At 57.2% G+C, this 22353-nt stretch carries 23 protein-coding genes; 15 read left to right on the top strand and 8 right to left on the bottom strand.

Annotation, left to right across the window (positions count from 1 at the left end; all coding sequences use genetic code 11):
* Positions 1–104: 104 nt before the first annotated feature.
* Positions 105–305 (top strand): heavy-metal-associated domain-containing protein, encoded by a 201-nt coding sequence (locus H6F59_RS06385; RefSeq protein WP_190696561.1) that lies wholly within the window; start codon positions 105–107, stop codon positions 303–305.
* On the opposite strand, the gene H6F59_RS06380 is transcribed toward H6F59_RS06385, so the two are convergent.
* Entirely contained in the window at positions 262–1353 is a 1092-nt protein-coding gene (locus tag H6F59_RS06380) for a Gfo/Idh/MocA family protein (protein ID WP_242021287.1), read from the bottom strand. The genes H6F59_RS06385 and H6F59_RS06380 overlap by 44 nt on opposite strands.
* 70 nt (positions 1354–1423) lie before the next feature.
* Between H6F59_RS06380 and H6F59_RS06375 the strand changes: the two genes are divergently transcribed.
* Positions 1424–2470, top strand: coding sequence for a YheT family hydrolase (locus H6F59_RS06375; protein ID WP_190696559.1), 1047 nt, complete (start codon positions 1424–1426; stop codon positions 2468–2470).
* 318 nt (positions 2471–2788) lie between these two features.
* On the opposite strand, the gene H6F59_RS06370 is transcribed toward H6F59_RS06375, so the two are convergent.
* Both H6F59_RS06370 and H6F59_RS06365 read right to left on the bottom strand, forming a co-directional pair.
* Positions 2789–3133: a DUF4870 domain-containing protein gene (locus H6F59_RS06370; protein ID WP_190696557.1), complete on the bottom strand. Its 345-nt coding sequence runs from the start codon at positions 3131–3133 to the stop codon at positions 2789–2791.
* 48 nt (positions 3134–3181) lie between these two features.
* A complete protein-coding gene (locus tag H6F59_RS06365) occupies positions 3182–4294 on the bottom strand; it encodes an HhoA/HhoB/HtrA family serine endopeptidase (RefSeq protein WP_190518984.1) in 1113 nt (370 codons plus the stop codon).
* A gap of 258 nt (positions 4295–4552) precedes the next feature.
* On the opposite strand from H6F59_RS06365, the gene glpK reads away from it, so the two are divergent.
* From glpK to rppA, 3 genes are all read left to right on the top strand, one after another.
* Positions 4553–6067, top strand: coding sequence for a glycerol kinase GlpK (glpK, locus tag H6F59_RS06360; protein ID WP_190696555.1), 1515 nt, complete (start codon positions 4553–4555; stop codon positions 6065–6067).
* 68 nt (positions 6068–6135) lie between these two features.
* The gene (locus H6F59_RS06355) at positions 6136–7479 is read left to right on the top strand and encodes an aspartate aminotransferase family protein (RefSeq protein ID WP_190696553.1); all 1344 of its coding nucleotides are present in this window, start codon (positions 6136–6138) and stop codon (positions 7477–7479) included.
* Positions 7480–7622: 143 nt separating this feature from the next.
* Positions 7623–8297, top strand: a complete 675-nt coding sequence (gene rppA, locus H6F59_RS06350) for a two-component system response regulator RppA (protein WP_190696544.1) — start codon at positions 7623–7625, stop codon at positions 8295–8297.
* A gap of 68 nt (positions 8298–8365) precedes the next feature.
* On the opposite strand, the gene H6F59_RS06345 is transcribed toward rppA, so the two are convergent.
* Both H6F59_RS06345 and H6F59_RS06340 read right to left on the bottom strand, forming a co-directional pair.
* The gene (locus H6F59_RS06345; RefSeq protein ID WP_190696542.1) at positions 8366–8950 is read right to left on the bottom strand and encodes a DUF924 family protein; all 585 of its coding nucleotides are present in this window, start codon (positions 8948–8950) and stop codon (positions 8366–8368) included.
* Between the two features lie 8 nt (positions 8951–8958).
* Positions 8959–10539 (bottom strand): metallophosphoesterase, encoded by a 1581-nt coding sequence (locus H6F59_RS06340; protein WP_190696541.1) that lies wholly within the window; start codon positions 10537–10539, stop codon positions 8959–8961.
* A gap of 249 nt (positions 10540–10788) precedes the next feature.
* Between H6F59_RS06340 and H6F59_RS06335 the strand changes: the two genes are divergently transcribed.
* Positions 10789–11376 carry a DciA family protein gene (locus H6F59_RS06335; protein ID WP_190696540.1) on the top strand — a complete coding sequence of 196 codons (588 nt, stop codon included), beginning with the start codon at positions 10789–10791 and terminating at the stop codon, positions 11374–11376.
* On the opposite strand, the gene lipB is transcribed toward H6F59_RS06335, so the two are convergent.
* On the bottom strand, positions 11345–12028 hold the full coding sequence (gene lipB / locus H6F59_RS06330) for a lipoyl(octanoyl) transferase LipB (RefSeq protein WP_190696539.1): 684 nt from the start codon (positions 12026–12028) through the stop codon (positions 11345–11347). The genes H6F59_RS06335 and lipB overlap by 32 nt on opposite strands.
* 153 nt (positions 12029–12181) lie before the next feature.
* Between lipB and hpf the strand changes: the two genes are divergently transcribed.
* Positions 12182–12835: a ribosome hibernation-promoting factor, HPF/YfiA family gene (gene hpf / locus H6F59_RS06325; RefSeq protein ID WP_190518439.1), complete on the top strand. Its 654-nt coding sequence runs from the start codon at positions 12182–12184 to the stop codon at positions 12833–12835.
* Between the two features lie 96 nt (positions 12836–12931).
* Here hpf and grxC read toward each other — a convergent pair whose 3' ends face one another.
* Positions 12932–13201 (bottom strand): glutaredoxin 3, encoded by a 270-nt coding sequence (gene grxC, locus H6F59_RS06320; RefSeq protein ID WP_190696538.1) that lies wholly within the window; start codon positions 13199–13201, stop codon positions 12932–12934.
* Between the two features lie 92 nt (positions 13202–13293).
* Positions 13294–14814: a DNA repair protein RadA gene (radA, locus tag H6F59_RS06315; RefSeq protein ID WP_190696536.1), complete on the bottom strand. Its 1521-nt coding sequence runs from the start codon at positions 14812–14814 to the stop codon at positions 13294–13296.
* A 293-nt stretch (positions 14815–15107) separates the two neighbouring features.
* On the opposite strand from radA, the gene rpaB reads away from it, so the two are divergent.
* From rpaB to H6F59_RS06275, 8 genes are all read left to right on the top strand, one after another.
* Entirely contained in the window at positions 15108–15836 is a 729-nt protein-coding gene (gene rpaB, locus H6F59_RS06310) for a response regulator transcription factor RpaB (RefSeq protein ID WP_026072530.1), read from the top strand.
* Between the two features lie 51 nt (positions 15837–15887).
* Positions 15888–16922 (top strand): phosphate acyltransferase PlsX, encoded by a 1035-nt coding sequence (plsX, locus tag H6F59_RS06305; protein ID WP_190696534.1) that lies wholly within the window; start codon positions 15888–15890, stop codon positions 16920–16922.
* 15 nt (positions 16923–16937) lie between these two features.
* A complete protein-coding gene (locus H6F59_RS06300) occupies positions 16938–17921 on the top strand; it encodes a beta-ketoacyl-ACP synthase III (RefSeq protein WP_190697232.1) in 984 nt (327 codons plus the stop codon).
* A 251-nt stretch (positions 17922–18172) separates the two neighbouring features.
* Complete coding sequence (fabD, locus tag H6F59_RS06295) at positions 18173–19060, top strand: ACP S-malonyltransferase (RefSeq protein WP_190696531.1); 888 nt, start codon at positions 18173–18175, stop codon at positions 19058–19060.
* Positions 19061–19125: 65 nt separating this feature from the next.
* Positions 19126–19764, top strand: a complete 639-nt coding sequence (locus H6F59_RS06290) for a lysophospholipid acyltransferase family protein (RefSeq protein ID WP_190697230.1) — start codon at positions 19126–19128, stop codon at positions 19762–19764.
* Positions 19765–19874: 110 nt separating this feature from the next.
* Complete coding sequence (locus tag H6F59_RS06285; RefSeq protein WP_190696528.1) at positions 19875–20180, top strand: DUF2288 domain-containing protein; 306 nt, start codon at positions 19875–19877, stop codon at positions 20178–20180.
* Entirely contained in the window at positions 20170–21255 is a 1086-nt protein-coding gene (locus H6F59_RS06280; protein ID WP_190696526.1) for an AI-2E family transporter, read from the top strand. Before H6F59_RS06285 ends, H6F59_RS06280 begins: the two co-directional genes overlap by 11 nt.
* A 90-nt stretch (positions 21256–21345) precedes the next feature.
* Positions 21346–22344 (top strand): homogentisate phytyltransferase, encoded by a 999-nt coding sequence (locus tag H6F59_RS06275; RefSeq protein WP_190696524.1) that lies wholly within the window; start codon positions 21346–21348, stop codon positions 22342–22344.
* Positions 22345–22353 lie beyond the last annotated feature (9 nt).

Raw genomic sequence — 22353 nt, 5'->3', positions numbered from 1 at the left:
TAGGCAGGGAACGGCGATCGCTCCAGCAGATCAAAAGCGATCGTGCCCGTGCCGATATCCATGGCCTACAGTGATTGAGTCCTTAATTTCCCACACCAATCCCTATGACCACCCTTTCTGTGACCGTGCCCGATATGGCTTGCGGAGCCTGCGTTAGCACCATTACCCAAGCCGTGCAGGCCGTTGACCCCAGCGCCGAGGTCAAAACCGACCTCGCGTCTAAGGCGGTAGACATTACCGCCAGCGTGACCGCCGAGGCACTTACCGAGGCGATTCAGAAGGCGGGCTATACGGTGCAGGCCTAGGCGCAGCAACGTCGACCACCCGCCCCGTCGCCGCCGATCGCTGGGCAGCCGACGCCACCTGCAAGGTGTAGAGGCTGGCCTCGGGTGTGCAGTATAGTGTCTGCCCGGTTAGCAAATGCTCGATCACCTGGGCGGTGTCAGCCGCAAACAGCCCTCGGCGAGAGCCGACCTCTATAGCGCGGGTACCTTGGGCGTCGGTCAGAGCACCCTGGTCACCGTCTAGGCAAAGCGAGCCGTCGCTGCCAATCACCTCTAGCCGCCGCGTCGTCTGCCACAGAGCCTCACCTTTGCCATAGGTCACCTCTGCGATCAGCCCTGAGGTGAAGGTGAGCTGGGCGGTGCAGAGGCAGGTGGCGTAGCAGGTCAGACCTTCGGGGCCAGGGGCGAGGTCACTGTAGTGGTTTTGACAGTAGACCCGCGCCACTGGCCCAAAGCAGTCGATCAGCCGGTGTAGGCGCGACAGTGCCCCCACCAACGGAAAGCCAAACAGCTCAGGGCAATAGGTCCAGGTGGTAGGAGCAGGGCGGCGAGGGGCTAAGGTGCAGTAGCGGGCGTAGAAGGGCTGACCGATCGCCTCCAAACTAGCTTTCGCCGCCAGATGGGTGCCCCCCAACAGCTCGATGTGTTCGACATGCAGCAGGCGCTGCTTGGCCTTGGCCAGGGTAAGCAGCAGCTGAGCCTCGTCGGCACTCAGCGCCAGGGGATATTCCACCACCACATGGTGGTTGGCCTCGAGGGCAGCGGCAGCCACGGTACTGTGGTCGCGGTTGATGTGGCAGACCACGATCAGATCTAGGTCAGAGCGATCGACTAGGGTTTGCCAGTTGTCTACGGCGACGGCGTTGTACTGCGCGGCAAAGGCTTGGGTATCGGCGGTGTTGTGGCCGGCCACGGCGACCAGGGAGGCGCGATCGCTCGCCCGTAGCGCATCGGCCCGCAGCCGCGCTACAAAGCCCGTGCCGACCATGCCGACTCGCACTACATCGCTCTCAACCCTGGGGGTCGCCATCACCCATTCCTCAGCTGCGTCGCCACCGCCATAGTACATTTTTCTCCAGCAGGGGGATGGTGCTGCAACGGGTTCTCTGGAATGCTGAAGGCAGTATTAGCACGAACCTATGCCTCCCTTTGTGCCCCCCTGGTTTTTGCAAAATGGTTTGGCCATGACCCTCTACACCACCCTGGTGTCGAGCCAAACCTGGCCCCAGAGCATTGACCTGCCGCCCGTCACCTACCAAGACCATATCTTCACAGGCCAGGGGGATGTGCCGATTTTTGGTCGCTGGACGGTACCCGAGCGGTCAAAGGGCACCATTGTCGCCACCTACGGCATTACCGGCAGCCTCGACGACCAGTGGCAGCTCGAGATTTTGGGCCGCAAAGCCCACCATCAAGGCTATGGCCTGGTGGTGTTTGACTGGCGCGCCCACGGCAAAACCGCAGACCTTTCGCCCACCCTCACCTCCGATGGCATCTATGAAGGGGAGGATTATGTGGCTCTGGCGGCCCAAGCAAAGGCGCTTGGCTGTGCGCCACCCTTCTGGTTTATGGGCTATTCCCTCAGCGGGCAACTGGCACTGTGGGGGGCGAAAGCAGCCATGCAGCTGCCATCCGACAGTGGTTTAGCACCGGGAGATATTGCCGGAGTAGTGGTGATCTGCCCCAGCCTCGACTCCAACCGATCGCTACGCTACTTGACTGCCGATCCGCTAGGCAAGTTTTTAGAGCGATCGATCGCCCAAGAACTCAAGCGCCTAGCCCAACGCCTTTACGAGGCTCACCCCGACCACTTTGACCTAGCTGCGATCGATCGCGCCAACAGCATCTGGGGCTTTGACCACGAACTAGTGATTCCCCGCCTGGGGTTTGCTTCAGTCGAAGACTACTACAACGCCAGCAGCCCGCTGCCCTTCATGGCCGATCTAACGACTCCGACGCTGATTCTCTACGCTGCCGATGACCCGCTGTTTAGCCCAGAGATCATCCCCGACCTAAAGAAGGTCTGTGCGGCCAACCCCAAGATCGACTTGATGCTCACTGACTACGGTGGCCACGTGGGCTACTACAACGGCAGCGCCGGACAACGCCAAGCCGGAGATAGCGACCCCTGGTGGGCGTGGAACCGCGCGCTGGACTGGGTAGAGCGGCAGACTACCTTAGATTGACGTAGCTAAGTCCACCGTGTTTTTGAACCGCACCCTAGGCCATGGAGAACTCTGTGAACAATATGTTAGAGGGTGTTTGAAAAATTCCATGTCGTAGCAAAAGTGGGAATCCCCCTAAATCCCTCTTTCTGAGGAGGATTTAGGGGGATCGGTAGGTGGCTAAAGCTACAGCAAATTACCTCTCAAACGCCCTCTTAGGCCTATCATCAATTCTCACTACAATCCTCTTTACGTTAGCGTTGCCACGCCCACCCCCAAAAGGTTTAGGGACTGGAACCGCTGATTCTTGAGCCAGCAGCAGTTAATCGATCACAGCCCCTAAAACAGGCGCAGAATGAGGGGATATCGGAATGCTGTGTTGGGGTTGGTGATGCTGTGGAAGATGCCAAAGATAGGCATAATCAAGTCCACAAGAAACACAACCAACAACAGCGGAATGCCGATCAGCACCCAGGCCAAAATTCCTGCGACTACCTTCCAAAACCATATATTTAGGTGGAAGTTTATGGCTTCCTTAGCGTTTTCTTTAACGACTGAGTCATTAGAAATCAGCAGAATGGCGATAGGAACGCCAACAGACACGACTAGAGTGTTAAAGAAAATTGAGCCGTGGCTAACGGCAGAAAGAATTTTGCGGGTACCGATGTCTTCAGTGGAATGCATGAAAAGTCTCCTAATTCAAGGGATAGGTAAAAGGGTAAATGGGTAGTGTTAACTAGCCTGCTCGTGAAGCTCAGCGGTTTTGACCTGCACCGTCAGGGGGCGATCGCCCCGCTGAATCTTAAGCTCCAACGCATCGCCAATCCGGGTATTTTCAACCTGAATTTGCAACCCATCGGCGCTGCGAATGGGGACACCGTTGACCTGCAAAATCACATCGCCACGACGCAGACCGGCATCGGCGGCAGGGGTGCCTTCGAGCACGCGAATGATAAGGACGCCATTGACTTCGGGGAGATACATGCCCGAGTTGATGTCTTCGTTACTGCGCTTGGCCTGCTCAGGGGTGAGGTTGGCAATTTGCACGCCAATGTAGGGGTGGGCAACCGTTTCGCCCCGAGCCAGCATGTCTTTAACTTCTTTGGCCTTGTTGATGGGAATGGCAAAGCCAATGCCCATGGCGTCGGCACGAATGGCGGTATTGATGCCGATCACTTCGCCCCGCTGGTTGACCAGCGGCCCACCTGAGTTGCCGGGGTTAATGGCGGCATCGGTCTGAATAAACTCTAGCCGCTTGCCGGGAATACCTACGGAGCTGCTGGTGCGCTTGAGAGTGCTGACGATGCCGAGGGTGACGGTGTTGTCGAGGCCGAGGGGGTTGCCAACGGCGATCGCCCAGTCACCCACTTCAATCTGGTCAGAGTCACCCAGGGTGGCGATGGGTAGCACATCGTCTTCGCCATCATCAATTTTGACCACGGCCAGGTCGGTGACTTCGTCTACCCCTTCCACCACGGCATCAAAGCTGCGGCCATCCTTGAGGGTAACCACCACCCGATCAGCACCGTTGATCACGTGGGCGTTGGTCAAGATATTGCCGGTGTCGTCGATGATGAACCCTGAACCCTGGCCCCGCAACAGTTCTTCTTGGGGCTGACGCGGCATACCGCCGAAGAAGTCGCGCAAAAGGGGATCGTCATAAAACGGATCCCGTGTCTGGCGAGTGATCGTTTTTTCGGTGTCAATGCGAACTACCGCTGGGCCAACCTGGCGCACAGCCGCCGCCACAAAACTTTCGTTGCCGATCGCCGCTGCTGCCGCCGACTGGGCTTCAGCCGGAGATGCGATCGCGCCACTGAACATCATCACCGCCGCAGCGATCATGGCCAGCAGCCGTCTTAGGGGTATCCAGAGTCCTTGTTTCAAGGGAGCAGACCTCATAAAGCAAATTCGACGCACAACAGCGGGGGGTAGTATCCCGTCGATTGATCAAAATTGTTCCACAACTGCCCACTTAGCGGGGGAGGGGGATACCGTACTTTCGAGTGGTTAAGGCCGAAAGCCCAAGTTTAATAGCATGATGAAAGACACCGCTACCGGTAGCGTCGTGGGTACAGCTGAGACCATCAATGAGAGTTCTAGATGACTGCCAACTACATCATGGCCCTAGATTTGGGCACCACCGGCAACCGAGCGATCATCTTTAACCAGGAGGGGGCGATCGCCGGTCAAGCCTACCGCGAACTCACCCAGTATTACCCGCAGCCCGGCTGGGTTGAGCACGACGCCCGCGAGATTTGGGATGCGATCGCCTGGGCCATAGAGTCGGCCCTTACCAAAGCCAGACTCCAGCCCACCGATATTGCCGCCATTGGCCTCACAGTGCAGCGTGAAACCTGCCTGCTGTGGGATCGCCGCACGGGTCGCCCCCTCGCCAATGCGATCGTCTGGCAAGATCGCCGCACGGCACCGCTGTGCAACCAGCTGCGAGATGAGGGAAAGGCGGAGGATATTTACGATCGCACCGGCCTAGTCCTTGACGCCTACTTCTCCGCCACCAAGCTAGCCTGGCTGCTAGAGCAGGCCAAGAAAGAGGTGGATCCGCCGGTTGATTTTGACCAGGTGCTGGCAGGCACAATTGATAGCTGGGTGCTGTGGAACCTCACCGGGCGGCAGGTCCATGCCACCGATCACAGCAATGCCAGCCGCACCATGCTGCTCAACCTTGCCAGCGGCCAGTGGGACGACACTCTGCTGGATTTATTTGGCATTCCGCCCCAGATCATGCCTGCAATTAAGCCCAGCGTGGGGGTGTTTGGCCATACAGATCCGACTGTTTGGGGTGCCGAAATCCCCATCGCGGCAATTTTTGGCGACCAGCAGGCGGCGCTCTACGGCCACGGCTGCGATCGCCCCGGCCTGCTCAAGTGCACCTACGGCACTGGTGCGTTCCTGGTCTCCCACACGGGGGATGAGGTGGCGCGATCGCAGCACCATCTGCTCTCCACCGTGGCCTGGTCTGAAGCAACGCTCGATCCGCTGCGGCCCCATCTGGGCTATGCGATCGAGGGCAGCATGTTTACCGCTGGGGCCTGCATCCAGTGGCTGCGCGATGGCCTGCAAATTATCTCCAGCGCGGCGGAGACTGAAATTCTTGCCCGCAATGCTCGCGACAACGGCGGCGTCTACTTTGTGCCCGCCCTCAGTGGCCTCGGTGCTCCCCATTGGGACATGAACGCTCGGGGTGCCTTCCTGGGTCTGACTCGCGGTACTCAGCGAGAGCACATGGTGCGGGCGGTGCTAGAGGCGATCGCCTACGAAGTCAAAGAAGTCGTCGACGCCGTCAACCAGGATGCCGGTACCCCCATTAGTCAGCTCAAGGTCGACGGCGGGGCCTGCAACAACGACTTTCTCATGCAGTTTCAGGCCGACGTGTTGGGCATTCCCGTTGAGCGGCCTCAGATGCTAGACGTCACCGCCCAGGGAGCCGCCTTTGCCGCAGGCCTAGCGGTCGGCTTTTGGGATGACTATCGCACTCTGGTGGAGAGCCGCGCGATCGATCGCGTGTTTGAACCCAGTACTGGCCAAGCCGCAGCGCAGGAAAACTTTGCCCTGTGGATAAAGGCCGTCGAGCGGGCCAAGGGTTGGGCTGACTAGCGGTGCAGTTTCAAGCAAAATGAAATTCTCGCTAATCTAGGGAGACATGCCCCTTCTCCCCATCCGCCATGCCCGACTCTACCCATGACGTCAGCGCAACTCCCCCTACGGCAAGTGTCCCCTCGGATGAGGAAATGTGGGACATCGTTGAGCATCACCTAGTGCGCTACGGGGGCAGCTTTGCTCCTATGCTGATCGAGCGGGCGCGGGGCAGCTATCTCTACGATCGCCAGGGCCGCAAGATTCTCGACTTTACCTCTGGGCAGATGTGCGCCACTCTAGGCCACAACCATCCCGATGTGGTGCAGGCCATCCACAAAGCCTGCGAAGACGTGCTGCACCTGTTCAGCGGCATGCTGTCTCCAGCAGTAATAGAACTGGCCGACTCCCTCTGCCAACTCTTGCCCCCCACCCTGCAAAAGGCCCTATTTCTCAACACCGGCAGCGAAGCCAACGAAGCCGCCCTGCGCATGGCGAAACTGCACACCGGCGGCTTTGAGGTGGTGGGCTTAAGCGCCTCCTGGCACGGCATGACCGCCGGAGCCAGCGCCAGCACCTTTGTGTCGGCCCGCAAAGGCTACGGCCCCGCCATCCCAGGCAACCTAGCGCTGCCCACGCCCAACTGCTACCGCTGTCCCATTCGCCACTGCCAAGACCAGTGCGACATGACCTGCCTAGAGGTGGGGTTTGACTTAGTTGACAGCCAGTCGGTGGGGGCATACGCCGCGCTGATTGTAGAACCAGTGCTCAGCGCCGGGGGTGTGGTCGTGCCTCCCGAGGGCTACTTTCAGCGGTTGCAGGGCTACTGCCAAGAGCGGAGCATGCTGCTAATTTTGGATGAAGCCCAAACCGCCTTTGGTCGTCTGGGCAGCTTCTTTGCCTTTGAACAACTGGGCATGGTGCCCGACATTCTCACCCTGTCGAAAACCCTGGGAGGTGGCTTGCCCCTGGCGGCGACCGTGACCAGCGAGGCGATCGAGGCCGATTGCTATGAGAAAGGCTTTATCTACTACACCTCCCATGTATCTGACCCCATGCCTGCGGCGGTAGGGCTAGCGGTGCTGCGGGTATTGACCAGCCAAAATCTGACGGAGCAAGCCGCAACCATGGGGACCTACTTGAAGAACGGATTGCTCAAGCTCAAGGATCGCTACGAGGCGATCGGCGATGTGCGCGGTCGAGGGCTGCTGCTGGGGGTAGAGCTGGTTAAAGATCGCACCACCCGTGAACCTGACCCAGAAACCGGGGCCGCTATCACCCGCCGCTGTCTAGAACTAGGGCTGAGTATGAACATCACCGCTCTCCCTGGCATGGGCAGTGTGTGGCGCATCGCCCCGCCGTTAACCGTTACCTACGAGGAACTAGACGAAGGCCTGGCGATTTTGGAGCAGGCGATCCGCGACTGCCGGTGATAGATTGTCCATCACCGGCGTAGCTTAAACTGATGAATGGCTTTCGCCTGCCTTAGCGCTAGGCCCAAGACTCCTCATTGGCGTCAGCTCCATAATGAGGTTGTGTCTTTGGGCAAAGACCACTGTTGCCTATCTTAGGGAAAATGAAGATCCTGCTCGTTGACGACGAAGTAGAACTCGCCGACCCGCTGAGTCGCTTGCTCAATCGGGAAGGTTACGAGGTGGATGTGGCTACTAACGGAGAGACGGGCTGCGATCTAGCTGGCCAAGGCGGCTACGACTTGCTCATTCTCGACTGGATGCTGCCGGGGCTGAGCGGGTTAGAGATTTGTCGGCAGGTGCGATCGCGCCAAGACAACACCCCCGTGCTCTTTCTCACGGCCAAAGATACTCTCAACGATCGCGTTGATGGTCTCGATGCTGGGGCCGACGATTATTTGGTCAAACCCTTTGAGCTGCGCGAACTGCTGGCGCGGGTGCGGGCGCTGCTGCGGCGATCGCCCAATCTAGAGCCCCCCCAGCCCCGGCTCACCTTCAACGATCTCACCCTAGATGAATCTAACCAGCTGGCCCATCGCCAGGGTCAGCCCGTCGAACTATCTGAAAAAGAAACTCGCCTGCTGGCCTACCTGCTACGCCACGCCAATCAGGTGCTCACCCACGAGCAGATTTATCAAAGCGTCTGGGATGACCAAGACGCCCCCAGCAGCAACGTGGTCGCTGCCCAAATGCGCCTGCTGCGCCGCAAAATAGAGCCCAAAGGCACCGCGCCAATTATTCACACGGTCTACGGCAAGGGATATCGGCTGGGTGGGTGAGAGGTAAGTTTTGAATTTTGAGTTTTCATTGGCGAACTCAAAACTTAGACCTCGAAATTCAAAACTTTTTAGAATCTTGACCCTGGCTGCTTCAAAAATTCTGCCTCCTCGGCCGTTGTCTCTCGCCCCAAAATCTCGTTGCGGTGGGGAAACCGGCCAAACCGCTCAATCACGTCTCGGTGGCGCACTGCATAGTCAAGGAAATTCTCAAGTTCAGGATGGGCAGCGTGGAGCGATCGCACCAACTCCACCGACCGCTCCTGATCGGCTAGATTTTCGCTGTGCTCCAGTGGTAAGTAAAAGAAAATGCGCTCCACTGGCAAAACCTGCTGGTCGTAGCCCTGGGTCAGGGCGTAGTTGGCGATGTCTCGGGCAGCGCGATCGCTGGCAAAACTGCGCGCCTTGCCCCGAAACAGATTACGAGGAAACTGATCGAGCAGAATCACCAAGGCAAGGCACGATCGCGGTTGCTGCCGCCACGTCGCCAGAGCACCAGTTGAAGCTTGCTCATAGTCAGTCAAAAACCGCTGTCGAATAGTGTCATCAAACGCTGGGTCTTTCTTGAACCAGACCCGGCGCTGCTGACCGTACTCGCTAGCCGGATCTTCTGAATCGCCAAACCAAAACCGCAGAATCTCTTCCCAACGCTCCATCTACTCACCTACTCCAGCACAAGCGGATCCAGCGCGTAGTCCTCCCAGCTCTGGTGCGATCGCTCCGAAATGTGGGGCGTCACAATAAATTGGGGCACCTCATCCTGGGTGACATCGATGCGCACAAAGGAGTAAGGTCGCCGTCGCTCGGCTTTGTGGCCGGTTAGGCCTTTATACAACTGCGATTTTGCCACCAGCTTAAACTCCATTTGCCCATCGGGGTCGGCCCCCAGGGGTTCGTAGAGCATGGTGCCCTCCGGTCGTTGCCGTCGTAGGCTCAGACCGCTGCCACCGCAGACTAAATAATTCATGTGGCTGTCGGCGTAGCCCGTGGCCTCGGTTCTGAGATATTCAAAACAATGGGCGTGGCCGTTGAGCACCAGGTTAACTGGGGGGCGATTTGTGCCAATTTCAGGCACCGCCGCCGCCACCTGGTCGAGCACCCAGCGCAGATTCTGGCGAATGGCCATCGTCTGCCCCTGGCCCCACTTGGTGTTCTCAGTCACGTAGGGCGGGTGGTGAAAGAAAAGAATGCGGCCTCGTACCGCCTTATCCTGCCAAGAGGCAATTAGCCCGTCCCGCAGCCATAGCAGCTGCTCGGTATCGACCAGCGTGGTGGGTCGAGGGTGCACCTGCTTTTCGATATCGAGCAGCATTTCCTCCATCTGCTCTATCTTGGCTTGAAGGTCGTCTAAGCGCTCCTGGGCATGGGGGTCGGTGCGCTGTAGGTGCATGGCTTCGTCTCGCACCTCCTGCTGCTGACGCTGAATTGCCTCTCGCTGGGCCAGCAACCGGCCTCGATAGGCCGCATTTGAGGCCCGCTGAGGCGACAGGGCCGGGTCGTTAAAGGTGCTGCTGTCGAGGGCAAAAAAGTCGATGCCGCCGTAGCGAAAGGTGTAGTAGCGGTTGGGCAGCCGAGTAAACTCTCCCGGCTGGTAGCGCAGCCCCAGGGTTTTCTCGCCCCAAGGGCCATAGTGGCGCTCGAGGTGAGCATCTAGATCTTCATCCGACAGCGTTTTTAAGTAATCTAAAAAAGCGCGGGCATAGGCATCGCCTATGCCAGAACCGTGCCAGCCCACATTGGGATTGAGGTTAAGCCCTAGCAGCTTACGCACGGGCCGGGACAGCTGCACCAAAATGCTGTAGAGCCGGGGCAAGTTGTAATAGTCGTGGTTGCCCGGCACCGCCAAAAACGGGAACTGAAACACCATGTCGTCAAAGGCGATGCGATCGGGGCGATCGCCCCCCACTAGCCATTCCCGGTAGGGCTTAATGAAATTTTCTGGATATTGCTCGCTAGAGCCCACCTGATAGACCACATCGCCCGTGTGCAGCAAAAAGCGGCAGTCTTGCAGATGGGGAAGCATTTGCTTGGCAATGCGCCGCTGGGGGTGATGGTCGGGGTGAGGACCAGAGCCGCTATCGCCAATCACCAAAAACGAGAACTCTCTGTCATCGCTGCGACCGTCCTCCAAAATCAGCCGAGTCTGGTCGATGCGGCGCTGCATTAACATCGGATGCTGCCAGCAAACCCGCTCCTTCATTTTGGCGACTTTGGTCAAAATGGGCGGGTCAAGAATGGAAGCCATGGGTCAGGAGTAAATTATATTATGCGGCGATTGAGAGCTGGCCCCAAAGTCGAAAGGCCCTCATTTAGGGTAATCTGTGTTTCCTAAAATTGCCGAGCCGCCTATGCAGCAGCGGCAATGATTCAGCGCAGGCAGGCTAAGCTAAATTCATTCCGGGTAGAGCGAGCAGGTGACGAGATGGACATCGCTCTCCTCAGTAGAGATTTGGTGGTTATTCCCTCTAAATAACAGCGCAACTTGCGATCGCCCATGCCCCTCGACTCTATCCACAACGTCATTAACCACTTTGAACAGCAGCCTCGCTGGCGCAGTCGGGGCCATTTTCGCCAGGTGCTCAACAGTTGGGCCGCCGTCGTAGGCGATGGGGTAGCCCGTCAGGCCGCCCCCGTGCGGCTCGATCAAGACGTGCTGCACGTTGCGGTAGTCAACCCCATGTGGGCTCAAACCCTGACGCTAGAGCGGCGGCGAATTTTGGCCAAGCTCAACGATCGCCTCCACCTCCACCTCAGCGACATTCGCTTTTCAAGCGGCGACTGGTATCGACAAAATAAGTTCGGTAAAACCACTACGACCTCGGCTGCCTCAGAACTACCTGAGTGGCTGCGGCAGCATCCCAGCTATGAACCTCGAGCCATCCCGCGATCGCCCCAGCGGCCCGAAACAGCCGAAGAGAGCTTTGAGCGCTGGGCGGGCCTGACCCAACAGCTGGCGGCCCAGCAGCCCCTCTGCCCCCAGTGTCACTGCCACTGCCCCACGGGAGAACTCAAGCGCTGGGGACGGTGCAGCATTTGTGCGGTCAAAGAGCTCAAAGGCCCAGTCGGGCGACATTCTGTATGACGGGCTTTACCCCAAACACCTGAGCAAAGCGAGTGACCACGACGGGTCGCACCGACTCCACCGTAATGCCTGGGCAAAATTGGGCCAGGCTACCCACCGATTTGTCGGCAATGCCACAGGGCACGATCGCCTCAAACCCACTCAAATCGGGACATACATTGAGCGCAAAGCCGTGCATCGTCACCCAGCGGCTCACCTTAATGCCGATCGCTGCCAGCTTAGTGTTGCCCACCCATACTCCGGTTAGCCCAACCTGCCGCCCTGCGCTCACGCCAAACTGGGCCAGCGTTTGAATCAGCACTTCCTCCAGCTGGCGCAAATACCAGTGCAAATCGGGCTGGTGCCGTTTCAGGTTGAGAATGGGATAGCCCACTAGCTGACCGGGGCAGTGGTGAGTGACCTCGCCCCCCCGCTCAATACGAAACAGCGGATAAGGCAATTCCTCAGCCGGGAGCTTGAGGTGGTCTAGGGTTGAGCCCTGGCCCAAGGTATAGACACCGGAATGCTCGACCAAGAGCAGGCAATCGGGCTGAGAGTGCTCCCGGTGGCGCTCTACTAATGTCTTTTGCAACGCCCAAGCTTCTGTAAAGGGCATGACCCCCAGCTCGTAAATATCGCAGCCGGGCGTTGATTCCCCGTGGTTTTGATTCATTCCTGTCAAGCGTAAATCAGCGGGAATAGCCCATTTTTCCTGGGTTTTGCAATCAAGAATTATCAACCCATGCAAAGGATTCTAACGGACGCTGTTGTGCAGAATACAAGGTGTTAGGGTGAAACCAAGCCGACGTATCAAGGAGTCCGCTTTATGAAGCTGGTAATCCATGGCAGAAATATTGAGATCACAGACGCGATTCGGGAGCATGTAGAGCAAAAAATCCTCAAGGCGGTGAGTCACTTCAAACACCTCACCAACGAGGTTGATGTCCATCTATCCGTAGCCAAGAACCCCAGAATTGGGGCCAATCAAGCCGCTGAAGTTACCCTATTCGTAGACGGAGCCGTTGTTAGAGCCGAAGAAAGCAGCGAAAATCTCTACGCCAGCATCGACCTAGTAGCCGACAAAATTAGCCGCCAACTGCGCAAGTTTAAAGAAAAGCGCAACACTCGCATGCAGGGCAGTTTGGGCAAAACGACCGAGGCCTACCTGAATGAAGCGCCGCTGACCGATGTCACCCACGTGCTCAATACTAGCGAGCCCCAGCTTCCTGAAGAGGTGATTCGCACTAAGTACTTCGCTATGTCGCCCATGTCTGTGACAGAGGCACTGGAGCAACTAGCGGTCATCGATCACGATTTTTATATGTTCCTCAATGCAGAAACTGAGGAAATCAACGTGATTTACGAGCGCAACCACGGCGGCTATGGGCTCATTCAACCCCGCAAGCCCAACCAAAACGGCCATCTTAACGGCCACGACAGCAAGGCCAAGAGCCACGCTGAGACCGCTGCTCACAGCTAATCCTATATAAATCGACCCTTAAAAAAAGCCCCAGCCTGCGCAGGCTAGGGCTTTTTTGTAGAACTAAAACCTTGGGTTCTATCTGCGTCAGCAATATTAAGCAGGAGAACCAGCTAGCAAAGGCTCGACACCGTTTTTAGCGTCTAGAGCAAAAAGGTCATCGCAGCCACCCACGTGGTGGTCGTTGATAAAGATTTGCGGCAGCGATCGCCGCCCGTTAGCCCGTTGAGACATTTTGCTGCGAGCGGCTTCATCACCATCAATGCAGTACTCGGTGTAAGCAATGCCCTTTTGATCAAGCAGTCGCTTGGCACGAATGCAAAAGGGGCAGCTGCTCCAGGTGTAAATTTCGACGTTAGGGGTCATAGCGCACCTCCAAGGGCGGTATTTAAGGTTCTTTACATTATTTTAGTCTTCTCGGTACTGTCGCTACGTCCACAGTTCGACAGGCATATCCGTCACCCACTCCCCTTCAGCGCGTGAGCGATCGCATCCACCACCCGCGACACCTCAACAATCTCCAGCCCGTCTACTTTTACCGATTGTCCTTTAGGCACGATCGCCCGCTTAAAGCCCAGCTTCGCCGCCTCCTTCAGCCGCAGCTCTAGCTGAGAAATCGGCCGCACCTGCCCGCCTAAACCCACTTCGCCAATCAGCACGAGTTCTGGATCGACGAGGCGATCGCGAAAGCTGGCCACCACCGAAATCGCAATGCCCAGATCCGCCGCCGGTTCCCCCACTGCCAGCCCGCCGGACGATGCCACGTAGGCATCTAGCTTAGACAGAGGAATGCCCACCCGCTTCTCTAGCACCGCCAAGATTTGCAGCAGCCGGTTGTACTCCACCCCGGTTGTTGAGCGCCGGGGCGAGCTGTAGCTGGTGGGGCTGACTAGCGATTGCAGTTCCACCACCAGGGGCCGAGTGCCCTCGCAGGCGACGATGGTGGCAATACCCGGCACCTGCTCGTCCCGGTTGCCCAGAAATAGCGCCGAGGGGTTGCTAATCTCTGCCAGGCCGCGATCGACCATTTCAAACACGCCCAGCTCGTGGGTGGCGCCAAACCGGTTTTTGACCGACCTGAGCAGTCGGTGACTGGCAAAGCGATCGCCCTCAAAGTACAGCACCGTATCAACTAGGTGTTCGAGCACTTTGGGACCTGCGATCGCCCCCTCCTTCGTCACGTGACCCACGATAAACAGAGAAATATTCGCCCGCTTCGCCAACTGCATCAGCGCCGACGTACATTCCCGCACCTGCGACACCGACCCCGGTGCCGACGTCAGCGCCGCATAGTACAACGCTTGAATACTGTCGATAATCGCCACCGTCGGCTTCAGCGACTCTAGCTCCATCAAAATAGTCTCTAGGTCAATCTCCGGCAGCAAAAACAACTGCGAATCCACTGCCTCCAACCCAGCTGGCTCAAACTCCTCCAGCTCCGCCTCTTCTTGTATTTCTTCCCGCTTCCCGTTTCCCTTCTTCCCTTTAGGATGCTCCCCCCTACTCCCTACCTCAATACTCCCCACCGGCCCTAGCCGCTGCCACCGCAGCTTCACCTGCTGACCCGACTCCTCCGCGCACACGTACAGCACCCGCTGCCGCGCTGCTAGCTGGTTCGCCACCTGGAGCAGCAGGGTAGATTTGCCAATACCGGGGTCACCCCCCAGCAGCACCAGCGACCCCGGCACAATGCCACCGCCCAGCACTCGGTCAAGCTCCCCATAGCCCGAGGGCAGACGCGCCTGAGGATGGTCTTGAATCTGGTTAAGGGTCATCGCCAGACGTGGCTGACTGGCCTTAGCCGTCGTTGACCCGCCCCGACTACGGCTTAAAGCAGAGGCCCGAGCGGTCGTCTCCTTAGCAGGCTGAGCCTGCTCCACCAGAGCATTCCAGCTGTTGCACACGGGGCAGCGGCCAAAGTACTGAGGCGACTCAGCTCCGCATTCATTGCAAACAAAAATTGAACGAGATTTAGCCATCACTACCCTTGCCCCGCCGATTATTCAGGGCGATACTTGGCTCCAAAACACGGCTGCTGCTGCGCAATAAACCTTAAAAAAGCCTGAAGCACAGATGTTCCACGCATGCAGCATGAATCAATACACATAGAATAATCAAACGTCGTAGGTTCTGCTTCGGCAGCGTTTGAGAGGGCTGCTGTGGCGGTGCCCACGGTTGTTTAGCTTAATCAACTAATTAGCTTTCAAAAGTTAATCATTAAACGTTGCGATTGTTTATAGAATATGACGTTATGTAGGGAGCCTTGAAAGCCTTGGAAAACAACAAAGAAAAAATTCTAGTGGTCGACGATGAGGCCAGCATTCGGCGAATTCTCGAGACTCGTCTATCGATGATTGGCTATGACGTTGTCACCGCCGCCGATGGCGAAGAAGCCCTAGAAACCTTTCGCAACGCCGCTCCTGACCTGGTTGTGCTCGATGTGATGATGCCCAAGCTCGACGGCTACGGCGTCTGCCAAGAGCTACGCAAAGAGTCTGATATTCCTATTATTATGCTTACCGCCCTGGGCGATGTGGCCGATCGCATCACCGGCCTAGAGCTTGGGGCCGACGACTACGTAGTCAAACCCTTCTCTCCCAAAGAACTAGAGGCCCGCATTCGCTCCGTGCTACGCCGGGTCGACAAAACCGGTATGACTGGCATTCCCAGCTCTGGCGTCATCTCTGTCAACACCATTCGCATCGACACCAACAAGCGCCAGGTGTACAAAGGCGACGAGCGCATTCGCCTCACTGGCATGGAGTTCAGCCTGCTTGAGCTGCTGGTTAGCCGCTCCGGAGAGCCCTTTTCCCGCTCCGAAATTTTGCAGGAAGTATGGGGCTACACACCCGAGCGTCACGTTGATACCCGCGTGGTCGATGTGCACATCTCTCGCTTGCGGGCCAAGCTCGAAGACGACCCTAGCAACCCAGAGCTGATTCTCACCGCTCGGGGTACCGGCTACCTGTTTCAGCGGATAGTGGAGCCCGGCGAAGAATAGTCGGTAGGGTAGTCTGCTAGAATTTGCTCAGGTTTTTAACAGATTTAGCAGATGGGTTTTAACCGGGCACGCATTGCCATTGATGCCATGGGGGGAGACTTCGCCCCAGGCGAGATCGTTGCAGGTGCCATTCGCGCCAAGGCCGAGCTAGATGTCGATGTCGCTTTAGTCGGCGATGTTGACCAAATCAAGGCGTCTACGGCTAGTCCGGAGCAGCTGGTGGGCATTGAGCTAGTGCCCGCCGAGGGCAGCATCGAAATGCACGAAGAGCCGCTGAGCGCCCTGCGCAAAAAGCCCCAAGCCTCCATCAACGTGGCAATGGACTTGGTCAAACGCAATGAGGCCGATGCAGTGGTGTCTGCAGGGCACTCTGGGGCAGCGATGGCTGCCGCCCTGCTGCGTTTGGGGCGATTGAAGGGTATTGACCGACCGGCGATCGGGGCCGTGTTTCCCACCGTAGTCGCCAACAAATCGGTGCTGATTTTAGACGTGGGAGCAAATGTTGACTGCCGCCCCAAGTATCTAGAACAGTTCGCCATCATGGGCACCATCTATTCCCGCTACGTGCTGGGAGTCGATACCCCCCGTGTTGGGCTAATCAACATTGGCGAAGAACCCTGCAAAGGCAACGACTTGGCCTTAAAGGCTCATCAACTGTTTGAAGAAAACCCCAACATTCCCTTCGCGGGAAATGCTGAGGGACGCGATATTCTCTCTGGCCAGTTTGATGTGGTGGTCTGCGACGGTTTTGTGGGCAACGTGCTACTCAAATTTGCCGAAGCGGTGGGTGAGTCGGTGCTGCAAATTTTGCGAGAAGAGCTGCCCCAGGGCGTTCGCGGCAAGATTGGGGCGTCAATCCTCAAACCTAACCTGCGTCGCATTAAGCAGCGGGTCGACCACGCCGAGCACGGCGGTGGCCTATTACTGGGTGTAGCTGGGGTGACGGTGATTAGCCACGGCAGCTCCCAGGCGCCCTCGGTGTTTAACGCTATTCGACTTGCCAAAGAGGCGGTGGACAACCGCGTTCAAGACCGCATTCAGGCCCAGTATCAGCGGGTGGCCATCCCCGCAGCAGACGGAGAATAACCCGTGGAACAGTTTATGCCCGGTGTGTCACTGGTGGGCAGCGGTTCAGCCTGCCTAACCGTACAACTTACCAATGACAATCTAAGCCAGCGCGTTGACACCTCCGATGACTGGATTGCGACCCGTACCGGCATTCGTCAGCGCCATGTAGCAGCTCCTCAAGATTCCCTTGCATCTCTGGCGGCGGAGGCAGCCCGCAATGCGTTAGCCATGGCCGAGGTGAGCGCTGAAGAGGTTGATTTGATTGTGCTGGCCACCTCTACTCCCGACGATTTATTTGGGACGGCCTGTCAGGTACAGAAGGCTTTGGGAGCAACCCGCGCTGTGGCTTTTGACCTCACTGCCGCCTGCTCAGGGTTTGTGTTTGCTCTAGTGACGGCAGCTCAATATATCCGCACTGGGGTGTTCAAGAATGTGGTGGTGATCGGGGCCGACGTACTCTCACGCTGGACGGACTGGGACGATCGCACCACCTGCGTGCTGTTTGGCGACGGGGCAGGAGCCGTGGTTCTACGGGCGGCTGAGCGCGATCGCCTGCTGGGCTTCGAGCTGTGCAGTGATGGCTCCTTAAATCACTGCCTGAACCTAGCTTACCAGCCTGAACCAGAGGTGCTAGTTGGAGACATCACCGTTCAGAAAGGCACCTTCGCCCCCATCACCATGAATGGGCGCGAGGTCTACAAATTTGCCGTCAACCGCGTCCCCGAAGTGATCGAAAAAGCGCTCTTCCGGGCCAACCTCACCACCGCCGATATCGACTGGCTGGTGCTGCATCAAGCCAACCAGCGCATTCTTGACGCAGTAGCCGATCGCCTAAATGTGCCCACTGAGCGCGTAGTCAGCAACATGGCCCGTCACGGCAACACCTCCGCCGCCTCTATCCCCATTGCTCTCGACGAAGCCGTGCGGGCAGGAAAAATCAAGTCTGAAGATGTGATTGCTACCGCCGGTTTTGGGGCTGGGCTAACCTGGGGCTCTGCCATCATTCAATGGGGCTAGGCAATAGCACCTTCAACACCTATGGGTAACAGTCACCCCTCTCTTTTTGCTAAGTCACTGTGGTCAACTTGGGACTTTCCCTCATGATAGCCCTCCTCTCCACAGCGGTTTCAATGGGCATTTTGTGAGACAGTATCTTGTGTAGTTCTGGCAGCGCTGATCACTTTGCAAACCATCCCTGAATCTGGGGAGGAGGTAAGGCAGGTGTTGGGGCTGGTCGCGATCGCCACGCAAGTCGGGAAGGTAGAGGCATGACAAACGCAGCATGGGTGTTTCCTGGGCAAGGCTCCCAGGCGATCGGCATGGGGACAGACCTCGCCACCGTGGCCCTGGCCCAAGGGCGCTTTGCCGAAGCCGAGGCCACCCTGGGTTGGTCAGTGCTCGATGTGGTTCAAGACACTGACGATAAGGTTTCGAACACCCTCTATACCCAGCCCTGTCTGTACGTCATAGAAAGCATTCTGGTCGATTTGCTCAAGGAGCAGGGCCACCAGCCAGCAGTTGTAGCCGGTCACAGCCTGGGAGAATATGTCGCCCTCTACGCTGCTGAAGTCTTTGATTTCGCCACCGGACTCACCCTAGTGCAGCGTCGTGCCGAGTTGATGGCCCAAGCCTCTGACGGCATGATGGCCGCTCTGTTGGGCTTTGACGCCGACGAGCTAGCTGCCAAAATCGAAGCTACTCCTGGAGTAGTGCTGGCCAACGACAACAACCCAGGTCAGGTGGTGATTTCGGGCACCCCAGAGGCCGTGACCACCGTGATGGAAGGCATGAAAGCTAAGCGGGCCGTGAAGCTCAACGTCAGCGGTGCCTTCCACTCGCCGCTGATGGCCGATGCTGCCGCAACATTTCAGGCAGTTTTAGAACCAATTTCCTTTGCCACGGCCCAAGTGCCCGTGCTCTCTAACGTAGACCCTACCCCTGCCACTGACGGGTCGGTGTTGAAGCAGCGTCTAGTCCAGCAGATGACGGGTTCAGTGCGCTGGCGCGAAATCACCCTGGCGTTGCCAGAACTGGGGATTGATACGGTGGTCGAAGTGGGACCGGGCAACGTGCTCACCGGATTGACCAAGCGCACCTGCAAAGAACTCGCGCTGGTAAACGTAGGCAATCTAGAGCAGGTCGCCAGCGCAGGCTGAGCTCCCACGGCAGTCCTAATCTCCTTGGTAAAGGGACTTTGATGGTTTTACAGAATAAGCCCGACATGAGTCGCGATCGCGAACCCCCCGTTAACCTGCTGTGGTACCACCTGTTCAAATGGTCGGTGGTGAGCCCGATGCTGGGCTTATATTTTCGGGGCCGGGTCTACGGTACCGATCAGGTGCCCAAAACCGGAGGACTGGTGGTAGTTGCCAACCACGCCAGCGACTTTGACCCGCCGCTGCTATCCGCCGCCGTGCGCCGTCCCGTCTCTTACATGGCCAAAGAAGAGTTGTTCAAGGTGCCGGTGCTCAGTCAAGCCATTCGCCTCTACGGGGCTTACCCAGTAAAGCGGGGTAGCGCTGATCGCAGCGCCATTCGCGAAGCCCTCAAGCAGCTGGAGCAGGGCTGGGCAGTGGGCATTTTTCTCCAGGGCACTCGCACACCCGATGGCCGCATTCCTGAGCCTAAAATCGGCGCGGCGTTGATTGCGGCCAAAGCCCAGGTACCGCTGCTGCCCGTTAGCCTCTGGGGCACCCAACGCATTTTCACCAAGGGTTCGTCGATACCCCGCCCTACCCCCCTGACCATTCGAATTGGTGCCCCCATAGCCCCGCCCCCCTCCACTGCCCGCGAGGGGTTAGAGGTCATCACCACCCAGTGCGCCACCGAAATCCATCGCCTCCACGACCTTGGCCGTTAGTCACTCCACCTCCTCATCCCCTTACCCCTCTCACCCATCCACTGACTTGCCCATCTACTCTCGCCTCATCTGGTAGCCTGTAAAAGTTCGCGATCGCACCGGCCAAGCCCATGTCCCAAGACCTCAAACAAGAACTTACCGATATGCTTGCCCCTGCCGATTGGGCCTGGATCAGCCCCCACGCCAATCGGGGGGCAGTGGTGGTGGTCGATCGACAGCTAGATTTAGTCGAGGTGGGGATGGCGATTGCCACCGACAATACTGCCGCCGTCAACCGCTGGATTGCCGAAGCTCTAATCACCAAGCCCTCGCCCTTGCAGCTAGAAGTGTGGGATCAAGCGGCCAAAAAGCAGTTTCAGTCGTTGATTGTGCAACCCTTTGTGCTCGTGCAAGAAGCCCCAGTCCATGAAAACTGAGGAACCCCAAGAAGAAATTGCCCCAGGAGCGTCGCCCCAAAGCAAAGCTAGTATCTGGGCTGCTTTGAGCACCAGCACCCTAGTGCGATTCTTGCTGTTGTTTGCCAGCGGTTGGGCCGCAGTTCAGCTGCTAGCCTACTTTGAAGTACTAATAGTGGTGTTTGTCACCGCCACTATTCTGGCGTTTTTGCTCAATCATCCGGTCACCTGGCTCAGCCGGTGGCTACCGCGCGGGGTGGCGGCGATCGCCGTGTTTCTCACCTGCTTAGCCATCATTGTCGGCCTTTCCCTCACCCTGGGCATGGCGGTGTTATCTCAAGGGCAGCAGCTATCCGCCAGCGTACAAAACTTTTCTGACTCAGTGATACCCTGGCTCAGCAGTGTCGAAGATCTATTAGAAACGCTGAATTTGCCCGTCGATTTACAGGGTCTAGAGCCTCAGCTCCAAAACCAGACTGTAGCCATTCTCACAACTGGGCTAGGACTCCTGCAATCAACCCTGGCCAACCTGGTGCTCGCCGTTCTCATCGCGGTCGTAACTCTGTTTATGATGCTGGATGGGGCCAAAATTTGGTGGTGGTTGCTCAACAACCTGCCTATTCGCAACAAAGTGCGATTCAACACCGTCATTCAGCACAACTTGCTGGGCTTCTTTTGGGGTCGCCTGCTGCTGGCTGTGTTTTCTATTACCTCCACCTTTGCAGTCTTTGCCTTTTTAGGCATGCCCTTTCCGCTGGTGCTCGCTGTCATTGCCGGGTTATTCAATCTAATTCCAGGCATTGGAGCCACCCTGGGCATCAGCATTGTATCCCTGCTGCTGCTATCCCAAGGGGTATGGTTAGCCATCCAAGCTGTTGTCGTTTGCATTGCTGTAGAACAGATCGAAGAAAATCTGCTGCTGCCTTACATCATGAAAGACTCTCTAGATATTAATCCTGTAGTCATGTTTTTTGCGTTGATTGTAGGGGCTACGGTAGCCGGAGTTCTAGGGCTTTTTCTAGCGGTGCCAATTGCCGGAGTAATCGTTACCTGTCTGGATATTGAAGCGATGCGGGGCAAGCCCACTCAAGACTAAAAATCTAGTCTGGCCTGGCTAAAGTAGGCCAATAAATAACCATCAGCCGATAAGCTAGAACACTGAACCCCTGGCGATAAGATTTGATTTATGACCAACGCTGCCCCGCCGAACTCCTCTATGCCCCAGGGGAAGCGGCTGCGCTTTACCCAATCTCCCCGCCCCTGGCTTTACGCTCTTTGGAAATTTTGGCGACCTCACACAGTCATTGGTACTAGCCTCAGCGTAATGGGCGTTGCTACCATTGTTTTGGCTGATTTGGAATTCGAAAACCCTGCTCCCTTTGAGTCTTTGCTGGGTTTAGTTGGGATTGCCGTGGTGGCCTGTCTGTTGGGCAATCTTTACATTGTTGGGCTCAATCAGCTTGAAGATATTGCGATCGATCGCATTAACAAGCCCCACTTGCCCCTGGCCGCTGGAGAATTTTCTGTTGCTGATGGCCGCTGGATTGTTGGCTTAGCGGGCCTAGGGGCTATGAGTTTAGCGGTCTTGGGCGGTCCTTGGCTGCTGGTGACCGTGGGCCTGAGCCTGCTGATCGGCACAGCCTATTCACTGCCCCCGGCACGGCTCAAACGGTTTCCATTTTGGGCCTCGGTGTGCATTTTGGCAGTGCGGGGCACCATTGTGAATTTGGGCTTGTTTCTGCACTTTAGCGATCGCCTCAATCTTCCCTTCACTGTTCCTGGACGAGTTTGGGCGCTGACGGCATTTGTTTTACTATTTAGCATTGCCATTGCGCTATTTAAGGATATTCCCGACATTGAGGGCGATCGCCGCTACGGCATCAGCACTCTGTCTCTAAAGCTGGGTCAGCGCACCGTGTTTAAGCTGGCGTTGGGTATTCTGACCGTCTGCTATCTAGGTATGGCGCTAGTTGCCCCCTGGCTAACGGGGGTCAATCGACTTTTCCTAGCCGGATCACACCTGTTGGTGCTAGCTTTCCTATGGTGGATGAGTTTGCGGGTATCTCACAGCGGCCAAAACGCTGCAGCTCAGAGAAACCTAGCCTATCCTGAGTTCTACCAATTCATCTGGAAGCTATTTTTCCTGCAATACCTGATGTTTCCCCTAGCCTGCTGGCTGGCCTAGAGCAAAGCA

Source organism: Nodosilinea sp. FACHB-141 (genome assembly GCF_014696135.1).
Classification (GTDB): Bacteria; Cyanobacteriota; Cyanobacteriia; order Phormidesmidales; family Phormidesmidaceae; genus Nodosilinea.
This window is presented reverse-complemented; position numbering and strand designations above follow the sequence as displayed.

Bases quoted from the DNA above. Each gene is read 5' to 3' on its own strand.
- H6F59_RS06385 (WP_190696561.1), top strand. From the start codon at position 105: ATGACCACCCTTTCTGTGACCGTGCCCGATATGGCTTGCGGAGCCTGC.
- H6F59_RS06380 (WP_242021287.1), bottom strand. From the start codon at position 1,353: ATGTACTATGGCGGTGGCGACGCAGCTGAGGAATGGGTGATGGCGACC.
- H6F59_RS06375 (WP_190696559.1), top strand. From the start codon at position 1,424: ATGCCTCCCTTTGTGCCCCCCTGGTTTTTGCAAAATGGTTTGGCCATG.
- H6F59_RS06370 (WP_190696557.1), bottom strand. From the start codon at position 3,133: ATGCATTCCACTGAAGACATCGGTACCCGCAAAATTCTTTCTGCCGTT.
- H6F59_RS06365 (WP_190518984.1), bottom strand. From the start codon at position 4,294: ATGATCGCTGCGGCGGTGATGATGTTCAGTGGCGCGATCGCATCTCCG.
- glpK (WP_190696555.1), top strand. From the start codon at position 4,553: ATGACTGCCAACTACATCATGGCCCTAGATTTGGGCACCACCGGCAAC.
- H6F59_RS06355 (WP_190696553.1), top strand. From the start codon at position 6,136: ATGCCCGACTCTACCCATGACGTCAGCGCAACTCCCCCTACGGCAAGT.
- rppA (WP_190696544.1), top strand. From the start codon at position 7,623: ATGAAGATCCTGCTCGTTGACGACGAAGTAGAACTCGCCGACCCGCTG.
- H6F59_RS06345 (WP_190696542.1), bottom strand. From the start codon at position 8,950: ATGGAGCGTTGGGAAGAGATTCTGCGGTTTTGGTTTGGCGATTCAGAA.
- H6F59_RS06340 (WP_190696541.1), bottom strand. From the start codon at position 10,539: ATGGCTTCCATTCTTGACCCGCCCATTTTGACCAAAGTCGCCAAAATG.
- H6F59_RS06335 (WP_190696540.1), top strand. From the start codon at position 10,789: ATGCCCCTCGACTCTATCCACAACGTCATTAACCACTTTGAACAGCAG.
- lipB (WP_190696539.1), bottom strand. From the start codon at position 12,028: ATGAATCAAAACCACGGGGAATCAACGCCCGGCTGCGATATTTACGAG.
- hpf (WP_190518439.1), top strand. From the start codon at position 12,182: ATGAAGCTGGTAATCCATGGCAGAAATATTGAGATCACAGACGCGATT.
- grxC (WP_190696538.1), bottom strand. From the start codon at position 13,201: ATGACCCCTAACGTCGAAATTTACACCTGGAGCAGCTGCCCCTTTTGC.
- radA (WP_190696536.1), bottom strand. From the start codon at position 14,814: ATGGCTAAATCTCGTTCAATTTTTGTTTGCAATGAATGCGGAGCTGAG.
- plsX (WP_190696534.1), top strand. From the start codon at position 15,888: ATGGGTTTTAACCGGGCACGCATTGCCATTGATGCCATGGGGGGAGAC.
- H6F59_RS06300 (WP_190697232.1), top strand. From the start codon at position 16,938: ATGCCCGGTGTGTCACTGGTGGGCAGCGGTTCAGCCTGCCTAACCGTA.
- fabD (WP_190696531.1), top strand. From the start codon at position 18,173: ATGACAAACGCAGCATGGGTGTTTCCTGGGCAAGGCTCCCAGGCGATC.
- H6F59_RS06290 (WP_190697230.1), top strand. From the start codon at position 19,126: ATGAGTCGCGATCGCGAACCCCCCGTTAACCTGCTGTGGTACCACCTG.
- H6F59_RS06285 (WP_190696528.1), top strand. From the start codon at position 19,875: ATGTCCCAAGACCTCAAACAAGAACTTACCGATATGCTTGCCCCTGCC.
- H6F59_RS06280 (WP_190696526.1), top strand. From the start codon at position 20,170: ATGAAAACTGAGGAACCCCAAGAAGAAATTGCCCCAGGAGCGTCGCCC.
- H6F59_RS06275 (WP_190696524.1), top strand. From the start codon at position 21,346: ATGACCAACGCTGCCCCGCCGAACTCCTCTATGCCCCAGGGGAAGCGG.